Here is a 12,093-nt window from a genome sequence, read left to right on the forward strand (position 1 = left end):
TGCTCGGGCAGGGTCGATTCCGATTCTTAGGGTGTCACGGTCAATGATTAACTCTCGGGCAGGGTCTTTTCTAAATTGCCATGCGCCAGCGACCTCTCCCTTGGCGGGAGCCTTTTTTTTAGCTCCCCCTTTATAATACTACTATACGGAGGGTGGTACACCACCACTAATATATGACGAAAGGCTGAATTTTCGTGTGAATTTTCGTTGTCACCAGTCACTTTTTCGTCTTTTTGATACCACCCCATGTATATGTAGGAGATATGTCCACCACACTCATAAAATCCTCATTTTCAAATTCCCTACATATATTGAGGGGGGTGTCAGACATCTCATTTATTAGCAGGTGCTAATGTTTTGGTGGTTCAATTTTAGTCGAATTTTGATACCACCATTGATATATGTAGGGACAGTGATGCCAAATTCTGAAACGAACTGTCGTTTCATGGTGGTTGATTAGCAGTGATGATCAGAACTAGATTACTTTCGTTAAGGCGCGTCATTGAAAATAAGGATTAACAATACCGCTCAAAATGTGTATGTCGGTTGATGGACGTTCTTTTGAGTAACGATTTTCGATTTCTGGCTAATTGCTTTCAAGAACGCGCAAATCTTCCCATACAATTCCCAATCCCACCAAAATAGAAACGATGTTATGCAATTTTTTTCAATTGTTTCTACAAATGTCATTTCTTAACCGATTTATTACGGTGTTTATCAATATTTCCCAAGCATCTCGATTTTCCTCATACGCAATACGATTTTATTCGATTCATGCACGATATTTTTCAACAGCTAACAATAAACATGAAAAATACCCTCACTAATTGCTAAACCATCATCAATTTTTGTGTATCACTAGGTTTGACATCAAGACAAATGATCGGAGTGATTGATTATGAACAAACAACTGGAAGTTGCAGCGATAGATGTAGGCTTTGGAACCACCTGCGTTGCATCTGAAATAACAGGCGATCACTGTTATTACCATTGCTTCCCATCAAGAGCTGTAAAGGTGAATCCTACAGAGCTGAAGCGACTGGAATCGTTTGGCACAACTCAGCGAAATACGGTTTTAGTGAACATTGACGGAAGTAGTTATGAAGTGGGGCCGGGAGTTTTGTCAAAAGCAGCTGACGCCAACGAAAGACTTCTTAATAAACGTTACATCTCAAGTCCGGCTTACAAGGCGCTGTTTATCGGTGGCTTAAGTCTATTAAAAACGGATTGCATTGACTTGCTGGTGGCTGGTCTTCCATTAAACCAACTTGATCGTAAAGATGAACTACTCAATTTTATGATTGGTGAACATCATGTGGATGGGCGAGTGATCCGAGTAAAACAGGCACATGTATTGCCGCAGCCACTTGGCGCACTTACTTATCATGCAAAGTCTGAAGCAAAGAAAATGAACTGCGGGATTATGGAGGCGCTTGGGAACCGAGCGAGAGTTACTGTTGACCCAGGTTATGGAACAACCGACTTCTTGACTTCAACGGGGCTTACAATCGACGAAGAACGTACAAAGGCATTCGAACTAGGTCAGGGGAAAATTCTCAGAAGCCTGAGCACCTACCTGTCTGAGGTTTTGGGTACGTCCATCGGGACCGAATTGGTAGACAAGGCATTCAACACGAAAAAGCTCGAAATATTTGCTGAAACGTATGACTTCCCTGTCGCTGATGGTGTCTTTGATTGCTTGCCGCTGATTGACAGTTTGTGCAATGAAGCAGTCGATTTACTTACAAACATGCTTGGTGAAGCATCAGACATACAAGAGTTTATTGTGTCTGGTGGTCCAGCTCCCGATTTCGCGAGAGCGCTAGAACGTGCATTTCCGAGACATACTGTGAAGTTAGTCGAGAAACATGAAGTTGCTGTATGCCTTGGTTTTGCTGAGTTAGCTAGACAAATCGCGGGTGTTAATTCAAACAAGGTTGCGTAGCTTATGAGTAATAGTATCGATGTTAACCTGTCGACTTGGGTGGAAAGGGGAGCTATCGAGATCCCAGATAGTCCCAAGTTTAAGCGCATCATGTTGCGACGAATACTAAACAAAGGCGCAGTGATTAAGCGATTGCACGAGTCGAACTGGGAAAAGATATCATCACAAGTTGAGCTTACGATGCCGTTCAACGGCGAGAAGGTTAATGAGCGATTTAGAATATCTAAACGTGATTTCCCAGTTTTGTTAAGCGAATTGAATCATTGTGAAAACCGAAGTTGGTTACTCCCAATTCTTTTCCAATTGGGGCTGTTATATCACCAATCCGGTGAAGCAATTATTAATCGATTTTTGGGTAACGTGAACACCAACAACGAACACGGTTCTTCCCAAAATTCTCCACAGATACCTGAAGCTAAATCACCACAGACAGACCCAGCAGATTTGGTATCTACGGAACTGGTTGATAACTTGACTTCAAGCGGATTAATCAGTTGATTTTGACATAGTACATTTGCAATAAGTCAAGGATTAATATTGCGAATGTGTATGTTTTTTTGTAATCATTGTTGTGATTTTATACATTTATGCAATAATCCAAGAGTTCACTAAAACAAATTGCGTATTATGGAATTCGTAATTTCGTATAAATGAACACAACGTCAATACTGTAAACGCAACCTAACAACGCTCGTGGTGAGCTTAGTAAGGTGTTTGAAAGGTCAATGTTGGGATCGTTCAAACCGCGTAAAAGCATGGAAGATTTACTTATGAAACGTCTAGGCCACATGGCAGCCGTGCGTGCAATTTCCGCTCGCATATTGTCAGCTGCACACCAATCTGTTTTAACTAACAGAGAATGCTCCGCTCAAATTAACTTTCTGACTAACATCGACGTAGATCGATTTATAAGTATCGAGCCCGATACTCTAGAGAAGTTTGTAGAGATGCAGCACCATATCTTTACCCTTGCCCCATTACGTTCTGGCTGCACTAAACAAACAGGTTTATCGGTTCTCAATACCGCAATTGAAACAGGCCAGTTTGAAAATTATCGAACACGATTGAACGCTTATCTCAATGTCACTTCTGAATCTACACCTTCTACCGATGAGATGAGTTTTCAGTGCCAATCACTAATTCTCGCAATGCACAACCTCGCTCAAACAGATCCGCATTCTGCGATGATTGAGCTAATGGCAACTCAACAAGAAATCACTAAGTTTGCTAGTTTTGAGTTGTTTCAAATTGTCAGGTTCACATCTGCCGGTATCAATCCTTTCGTATTTCACGAAGGTACTGAAGCTGAGATGTTGAATGCCTTAGAGACTCATGAATTTCAAAGTCACAATGTCGGCGTAGAACGCATTCGTATGCGTACCTTGACCGATATGATCTAAATTCAGTCTGTTCACAATTTGAAAGGATAGTCATATGTCCGAGATACAATTATCCACAGCGTCTCAAATGGCGCTGAAATTGGAGACGCGAGCACTCGATCTTGTACGCTTTGGTGCAAACGCAGCCACAATTAAAGACCTTTTAGGTTCAGTGCCTAAGTCTGCTCAACATGAGCTTGGCCGAATGCAGACAGACTTTAAAAAATCAAGAATGGGTAAAGATGCGAGCTTTCTTCATCAAGTACCGGAAGCGTTTCCCATCTCGAATAAGCTTTGGGCTTATTATTCAATCCTCTCCAATGACCCATCAGTGAAATTGCCGCTTCAAGACAATATCGACAAGATGCTTGATGCTTATGCAAGAGTATTTGATGAATCGAGTGAAGACATACGTGCTTACGTGAATTTCAATCGATTTGTTCAACTCCTTCATCGTATCGGTGACGGTACGATCCACATTTTCAAATGTGAGTGTGGGACAAAATATATTGGCCACACTGAAAGACCTGGTACTGGTTGTGCTCATTGTCGTGCAGAAAGAGCGAGAAATCGTCGTAAAGCCAAAGCCGCTGAGGTATAGATTATGAAATCGAACTATCTAGGCTTATCGATGTTATGCGCCCTTGCATTTGCAGCTACCGCGACGGCAGATGCAAATTTCGTCAATGATAAAAGTGCCGCTCAAGGTTGGCACTTTTATGGGGAGCCTGAACCAGAAGAACCCAAAAAGCCCGTGCCTCCACCAGTCCCTATTGCCCCTCCAAGTACAGCAAAATCTGGTCCTGAACCTATGTCGACGAAATGGATTCGAGCGAACTTTATGGAGTTTGTTGGTGAAGCAATTAATGACCCTAGTCCGGAGAACATCCAACGAGCCCGATACATGCAACGTGTGATTATGGACAAGGCGACTGCTTTTAGGGAAGCGTGGATGCAAGATGTCATCAACAACCCTCTTCTTGATGAAACACAAGCAAGGCCAACATCGAGTTTTGCTCTTAATGCTAAGAATGAAGCTAAGAATCGTGCAGAACAGGAAGTGGTTCAAGAAGTAGCAAAACAAGCGGGGTTATGGTTCTTTTTTGAGAGCACTTGTGATTACTGTAAACGCCAAGCACCAATTGTCCAACGCCTCATGAGCAAATATGGCTTTAATGTAAATGCGATCAGCATCGATTTAGCGCCAATGGAAAATGGTATGTTTCCTGAGTATCAACCGGATACCAAGCAGAAGTATAAAGAGCTAGGCGTTCAAAGAGTGCCTGCTTTGTTTTTAGTCGGTAATTCCGGTGAGTTCGTAGCGCCCATTTCACAAGGCATTGTGACTGAAAGTGAAATAGTCAGATTGGTTCTTATTCAGGCAAAGACGGCCAATGTGATTTCAGAAGAACAATTTAACGACGCGTCGGCAGTTGAGTCACTACAGCAAATTACACGATTTGAAGATATTGATGAAGAAAGAGCCTTAACAGACGCAAACTATCTAGTTGAAATCTTAGAATCGAACCTCAAGGCACAGCAAGGTTACTAACTTTATCGCGGTTAATTGGAGCCTGTTCATTAGTTAATGAGCAGGCTTTTTTATATCAGTTGCACGTTAATTACCGAAAAAAGGCTCCTTATTTGAATTTTTTGCACTGGCGTTAAGTAACACTAATCCTAGTTCTCTATCAGGATATGGTCATGAAGCTTATACCAGTGGTTCTACTGACATTCAGTACATTAGTGATGGCTAACGAGTCACAAAAGCCCGTGATTACGTCATCAAACACTACCAACTCCCATCAATCGACGACTCGACAAATAGTAGAAATGCCCGATTACGAGCGGCTATTTGGCGCTATTACGTCGAATAAAGGCGACATCAACGCGTTGAAAGTCAGCCTACTTAATTTCTATTCAAGCTTGCTCCCAGTTTTGCGTTATGAAGCTCTCGTTCTTGAGGTCCCTGAAGCTTTGACCGCTTATAGCTCTGCAGAGTCAGCAAGCTACGAACTCGCCAAGCTTCACCTTATTGACCCTGAAACTCTAGAACCAAGTGAATATCAGTTTTATGAGCGAGTAGTGGTTGAAGACAGCTACGAAATTGCGAAGGAGTTGGTACTTAATGTGTTGCCGTTTATCCCTTCGCCTGAATCAGACCAACAGAAAAGTTTGACAAAGAATGTCAATGCACAAGCGCAGGAGGCAATCAATTATGAAACGTATTAGGTCTTTTATCGTTGCCGCCTCGCTGACATGCTCTATGAATGTGTTGGCCAACCCAATGCAAGACGTCTTCAATGGGTACTCGACAGGTCATGGTATTGTCGACTACGAAACCAGTAATAAAAACGCCATCGCACTCGGTTCTTTTTCATACCGTGTTAAGAGTCATGATCCAAATATCGTGAACTTTCAAGTTCCGTCGATGAAAGCCGGATGTAACGGAATCGACCTTAATCTGGGTTCATTTTCAATGATCAAAGATTTAACAGGGATGCTCCAAAACTCAATGAGACAAATTGCAGCGGGTAGTGCGTCGTATGCCTTCAACCTAGCTTTAGATGCTCTGTGTCCGACGTGTGCTGCAAACATCAAAGCCTTGAAAAAAGCGATGGATGAATGGAACAAATTTTTCAAGAACTCATGTGAAGCGGGTCAGGCATTAATGGCCAACGCGGTCGGCCCATATGAACAATCAATCCGAGATGCTTTAGCAATCGGTCAAGCCGCAAACTCAACTGGTGTTGCGACAGATTCAGCTGATTGGTTTCAAAACATAGCCCCAGGCACTTCATTGCTTGAGCTCTCCCAAAAAGTTCAGAATGGTGAGGAATTACTGACAGGTAACCTGCTAATTAACGGCATGAGAACATCAAAAATGAATGTTGGTGCCGCTGACTTCTTCCCTAGATTTTCGGAAACCGTCATGTCACTAGTTGGGACCGAGATCCGAGATGTTGCTGATAACACTGACCCTGACCGCCAAGGTGTCGAAACCTCTTCAATTGCGACAACTCCGGTTCCTGCGACATTGACTCTGCTAGATATCGCCTTTGGTGGCTTTGATACTCAAGAACAAGTGACAAGGCTCAAGTGTAATGACGGTAACCCAGATACTGTGGCCAGCTCTAAATGTCTCGATGTTACTCAGGAAACGATTGATTGGAGGCCGTTGAACAAACAGTTCTTAGAAGCGTTGGACGGAACGACAGACGGGACCGCAGGCGTATTAGAGGTCTATCGAACAGGTGCTCGCGGTGCGAATGATTTTGGTCCTACTCAAAAAGCAGTGATACAGGGTGGCGGTATGGATGTATATGGCTACATAGCTTTACTCGCGACCAAATACAGAAAAAGTTCAGAGGTCCAAGGTTACTACGAGGCAATTGCTAATGAATACGCGTACAACTTTGCGATGCAATTTTTCACATCTGCTCGTGCGTATTTGGATGCGGTTGCAATCGCGGCTAAAGCCGACAGCGATGCTAATGCCCAAGCCTACATAAAAGAAGCAAGAGAAATGTTGAACATACAGATGGACATTGTGGACCGCCACTATGAACAACAAGACTCTAAGAACCGTTTGCATATGTTAGTCGAGAAGAGTATGGAGAACTAAGTCATGGAATTTCTGATATATACCATTGGTAATTTTGATTGGGCTAGACAAGTTTTCCTTGGCTTGTCGATGGCGTTCGATCCATCAGCAGGTGATTTTGGACAGCCTAACTACTTGTTCGGTCTTGGATTAGTTCTTTCCTTCTTCGTTGCAGCCTTCAAACAATTCTTTGAAAAGGGTCAGATTGGTGGTGAATTCTTAGGAACAGTGTGCAAGGGCTATCTTATCTGGATGCTGTGTTTCTACCCGAGAGTCGACATTGTAGTCGAACATGCTGGTACGGGTGATTCAGCGTATTTTACTGACATTCCTATTGGTTTGGCTATCGGTGGAGCTGTAACGACTCAAGTACCTATCGCGTTTATCGATATTTTGAGTGACATCTTTGTGATGCCCCAGAACTCAGGCACACACTTAGACGCACTTAGAACGCTGGTGGCTATCGAAGGGTCTGTAAATAGTCCGAATATTCGTACTATTGGGCATGCAGATAGTGATTTCATACGCAGCATAGACAGTTACATGAATGGCTGTTTGTTCAAAGACATGGAAGTTGGTGGAGCCTATCAAGAGGCGAAGGTTGGCAATGTATTGACGAATGTCGATGCTTGGGCCGCGATGGAGGTCAGCTCAACGATTTGGTACATCGACATGTATCTTGAAGGGCAACCGTCATTCATGTCGTGTAAAGACTCTTACACTGCACTGAGCGCATACATTGATAATGACCAATCGAAATTAGCAGACGGACTCGATGAGTTAAATGAAGCGAAAGGCATATCAGCGACACAAGTAAGCTCTGCACTTCAGCAGTTGGGCTCTGCATCAATGGACAGCTACACATTTCAAATGAATAACTTCCTTGATTATCACGTCAAAAAGAACGCTATGGGGTTAGATGCTAGTCATTCTGCACGAGGCCAACTTGTTGACGCTATGGAATATCAAGCGAAACAACAGCGTCTTTTCACTATGGCAGGTGACAGAAACTTGTGGCTTGAAATGGCCCCTGCCACCATCTCATTTTTTGAAGCGTTCGTGTGGTTTGCTGCACCACTTATGTCCTTCTTTATCATCTTTGGTGAAGGGGGCTTTAAGATCGCCGCGTCATACATGCGATTCTTAGTGTTAGTTGGATTGTATCCATTTGTGATGATTCTGATTAACTTCTATCTCGATTGGTCTATTCAAAATGCGTTGGAAACGTCGATCACTGAGCAAACAGCATACACCATAGGGGGATTGTCCAATTTCTATTCCGAAGCGCGAAGTTATATAGCGACCGCATCTTACATGACGACAATGGTTCCTATGTTGGCTTATATGCTTTTGAAAGGTGGCGAATACGCAACCGTGAGTATGGCTGGCAAGATCGGGGGGACCGCACATGTTAATCCTAGTGCTGTCGCACCAGATATTGCAGTTGGTGCCAAAAATGGTTCACTCAGAATGGGTAATCACAGTTGGACTATGGGTGATAACGGTGTGGTTCATTCAACAAATCAAATTCAAGATCAAAACATGCCAACACTCAGTGGTATGTCGAATATGACCAGTAACTTATCCCTTACATCAAGTATGGCAGAGTCGCGAGTTCAATCATCCCAAGCTTCACATCAACAGTCATGGGGCAAGCTTTCTCAGCTTATGACGCAGATTCAAAAAGGAAAAAGTGCGAACGGTAGTGATAGTCATCAATATTCTGAAAATGCTCAATTTGCATCGCAGGTGCGTGAAGGTTTACAGAAAAACACCAATCTAGATACTCAAGAAATTACTCAATTGATGGGTAAGTTAGTAATGGGTGGTGGTGGCTCGGGTAGCGGAAGTTTCGGTTGGGGAAGTGGAGAGGATTCAACACAGCAAAACTCTGAGAGTGCAAAGACGTCGACTCAAGCTTCTGACTCTACCCAATACAGTAATGGAAAAAATAATAAAACAATGTCGAATACGCAGGGGGGCTCTCAGGCTGCAGGACGACACGGACGTGGCCCCGTGACGAGAACTAGCCATATAGAAGATAAGGGCAATTCAAAAACAGAAAGAGTCCAAGTTACTGACACTAAGAGTAATGACAAGAGTTCCGGAAAAACAAACCGAGTGGGTTCAAGAAGCAAAAGTGATTTCTCGGTTGGTCTTGATGGCCGAGTTCAGGTTAACGCAGAAGGCGGGTTTAACCTTACGGAACGTGAGGCAGAGGCATTGCAGGCAAGCTTAGGTTACGTGACCAGTGAACAAGGCGGCACCAGTGCTCAATATACTAGTCAAGAAGCGATTCAAAAGGTTCATGGTCTTTCAAGAACGACAGGTTGGGGCGAAACGGGACAAAATGCTATTCAAGACCTGAAAAGTTATACAGCTGCGAAACAATTCCAAGAAACGACGCAACACGCATTGGGTGTTGCAAAAGGTTTGAATCAAAATTATTCAACCAATTTTACAAATGCGGCAAACAATAAGGAATTTAAAGAGTGGGTGGCTAATGGTTATAACACCGAAAGTGAGATGGCCAACATGAGCCCAGAGGAGCGTAGAGTCGTTGATGCCAATGCTCAGGCCCGAAACCTCCAAATACAACGTGATGCATCTAAATACTATCACGGAGATGTGGGTCGTGCTGCAGCAGTACTTTTCTCAAGTGAAATGGTTAATCAATATCAAGAAGTGGCGACCGCTAAAGACATGAATTCAATGAAATCGGGCTTGATGGATATCTCGCAGAAATTCAATGAAGCCGACTTCTTGATTGGTGACAAAGCACTTAATGATATGTCGAAAAACTTTGCCACGATGAGTAACAATTTAGGGTCTGTGAAAGATACCACCAGCAACTCAGCCGTAGCAGGCATTCCGGAAGAAATTCAAAGACACCAGCAAGGCTTTGAGAAAACACGAGATGAACGACTGGGTGAGGTTGGTACATTATTGACCACCAAAAATATCAAAGATGAGCACGGGGAAAATGTTGATAAGGCTCGCGCCAATGCATCAAAAGTTGCGCCTGAGAAAACAGATGAAATTAAGGCCATTGAAACTGCCACTGATACAGTTAATCCAACTCCAATTTCTCAAGAAGTTAAGAGTGCTGCGAAAGATGCTGGTGGATTGGTAAATGACGTTGCAGCGGGTCTAGTTTCTCAGTTTCACTCTGCGACAGCGCAACAGCTATCAGAGCCTGCCGCAGAAAACATGAAGCACTTAGAATCACCATTGAATAAAGGTGCTGATTTACTAACAAGACCACAAATTGCAACTAACCCAAGTGCTCGTGATTTTGGACTCACCACTAATTCCGAAGGTGTATATGGTGCCGCTGTGATCGCGTTAACCAGTGATGAGAACACGCTCAATAAAGATGGGCTACTCAGTGACACTGAAATCAAGCATCACAATAATGCGGTTGGGAATATAGAACAACTAAGAACGGAAATGTCTGAGGATGAGTCATTTGCCAAAGAAGTCGGTGGACTTGCATCGGGCAAATACACCATGGAAGCGTTAGAGGACTATAAACTGTTTATGGGTGGCTCTGAGGACGGGTTCAGAGACATTGATTACAACAACGTTGCTCATGTTGCCTCAACACTTGGTACATCCCTTACTGATGAGCAAGTTTCGAATCTATCAAATCAATCTGAGGTCAATAAGAATTACGATGTCGTAAATGGCAAATTGTTATCTAAACATTATCTGCAGATTGGAACAGAGGATGGGGCCGAACACCAGAAAGCTTACCACGCATCTAAAGATACACCGAATGAAGTGAAGTTGTCACAACTTGAAGCGACAGGTAAAGAGCAAAATGAAGCTGCAATTAAAGAGGGCCAATCTAACGGAACAACTCCATTAACGGGTGTTAATGACACCGTAGCGAACACAGCAATGCCGGGTTCTGTACCGTCAAATGAGCCGTCACCAGTACCAAGTTCAATGACAAAATTCGCTGAAACTGCAGCGCAAAGCTTGGCACTTATGGAGGCATCAGAGAACAGTGGTATGAGTGACGAACAGAAATCACAAATCTTTGACTCCATTGACAGTAATACGATTTCTGTAAAAGAAGGAGCTCAACTGTTCAATGCTGTAAGTTCAGGTGAAATGACCGCTAATCAGGCAATTACGTCGTTGCAAGAGAAAGAGGAGATGCTTGCTTCAACAGAAAATACCCAACCTGATGCGCAACCAACAGAGGCAAATAATTCAAAGGAAACAACGACACAACAAACCCAAGGCAATGATCAAACAGGTTTCTCCAAACTAGCTTCAATGGTTGTTAGCGCATTACCTAGTAGCCCATTACAGCCAGAGGACAGTAATAATCAGCATACCCAAGTGCAAAGCAATCAAGAGGTAGCTCCTGATAATAAATCAGCCGAAACGGTAGAGACGTCGAAGACCTCTGACACTGTATCTACGAACTCACGCCCTGAAAGTTCACAAGTGGCAAGCGCATCACCGCAGAAAGTGGCTGAGACAGTACCAGCTAACTCACGTACTGAAAGTTCAGTAGCAAAGTCGGGCAATGTAGAGTCAGCAACACAACTGGCGAGTGCTCCTACTCAAAAGGCAACTGATGCTGTTGCAAATACACAACGCCCTAATACTTCAGAGAAGGAGACGGGAACAAATCAGACCCAATTGGTGAATGCATCCACTGACTCCAATAACGGTAATCAAGGCACGGGAACTAGTGAGGACTCTCAAAATGATTACAAAATGGGGAATCAAACCAAACTAGCATCACTCAACGACACTGATTCAAGTTCGCCTTCTGTTACCGGAAGCGGTTCAATGGACCTAGCATTATTGGAGTCTTCACAGTTCAGTGGTATGGCTGATGGAGATAAAGAGATTGTGATGGAGGCTATTGCTAGTGGCCAACTTACTGCTGATGAAGGCATTGAAGTGTTCAATGCGGTTCAAAGTGGAGAAATTAACTCAGATGAAGCTATTCAGATAGCTAACGGGACAAAGGAATTGCCGAGCGCCCGTAATGAAATGTTGGCTTCTACTGGCTCTAGTCAGTCGAATAGTGACCTTACTGCGAGCTCAGATAATGACATGGGATCGGCGCTTACAGGTGCAGACAATGAGTTCATCTCTAAAGAAAGCGATGCACATTTAGCGTCAACGAGCTTTGAAGC

8 protein-coding genes are annotated in these 12,093 nt (G+C 43.5%); all 8 read left to right on the forward strand.

Annotated elements, in window-relative coordinates; all coding sequences use genetic code 11:
• Positions 1 to 898 precede the first annotated feature (898 nt).
• Entirely contained in the window at positions 899 to 1,945 is a 1,047-nt protein-coding gene (locus tag AB4263_RS10455) for a ParM/StbA family protein (RefSeq protein ID WP_136987111.1), read from the forward strand.
• A 3-nt stretch (positions 1,946 to 1,948) separates the two neighbouring features.
• On the forward strand, positions 1,949 to 2,443 hold the full coding sequence (locus AB4263_RS10460) for a hypothetical protein (protein ID WP_136987110.1): 495 nt from the start codon (positions 1,949 to 1,951) through the stop codon (positions 2,441 to 2,443).
• Positions 2,444 to 2,715: 272 nt separating this feature from the next.
• Entirely contained in the window at positions 2,716 to 3,345 is a 630-nt protein-coding gene (locus tag AB4263_RS10465) for a hypothetical protein (RefSeq protein WP_154723888.1), read from the forward strand.
• 34 nt (positions 3,346 to 3,379) lie between these two features.
• Positions 3,380 to 3,925, forward strand: coding sequence for a hypothetical protein (locus AB4263_RS10470; protein ID WP_081231361.1), 546 nt, complete (start codon positions 3,380 to 3,382; stop codon positions 3,923 to 3,925).
• Between the two features lie 3 nt (positions 3,926 to 3,928).
• Positions 3,929 to 4,876 carry a conjugal transfer protein TraF gene (gene traF / locus AB4263_RS10475; RefSeq protein ID WP_372050546.1) on the forward strand — a complete coding sequence of 316 codons (948 nt, stop codon included), beginning with the start codon at positions 3,929 to 3,931 and terminating at the stop codon, positions 4,874 to 4,876.
• 152 nt (positions 4,877 to 5,028) lie between these two features.
• A complete protein-coding gene (locus tag AB4263_RS10480) occupies positions 5,029 to 5,556 on the forward strand; it encodes a hypothetical protein (protein WP_086715044.1) in 528 nt (175 codons plus the stop codon).
• Entirely contained in the window at positions 5,543 to 6,949 is a 1,407-nt protein-coding gene (locus AB4263_RS10485; protein WP_162299037.1) for a conjugal transfer protein TraH, read from the forward strand. The genes AB4263_RS10480 and AB4263_RS10485 overlap by 14 nt, the downstream gene beginning before the upstream one ends.
• 3 nt (positions 6,950 to 6,952) lie before the next feature.
• On the forward strand, positions 6,953 to 12,093 hold a 5,141-nt coding region (locus AB4263_RS10490), incomplete at its 3' end, for a conjugal transfer protein TraG N-terminal domain-containing protein (protein ID WP_372098183.1).

It is taken from the genome of Vibrio sp. 10N.261.55.C5 (assembly GCF_041470505.1).
GTDB lineage: Bacteria > Pseudomonadota > Gammaproteobacteria > Enterobacterales > Vibrionaceae > Vibrio > Vibrio crassostreae_C.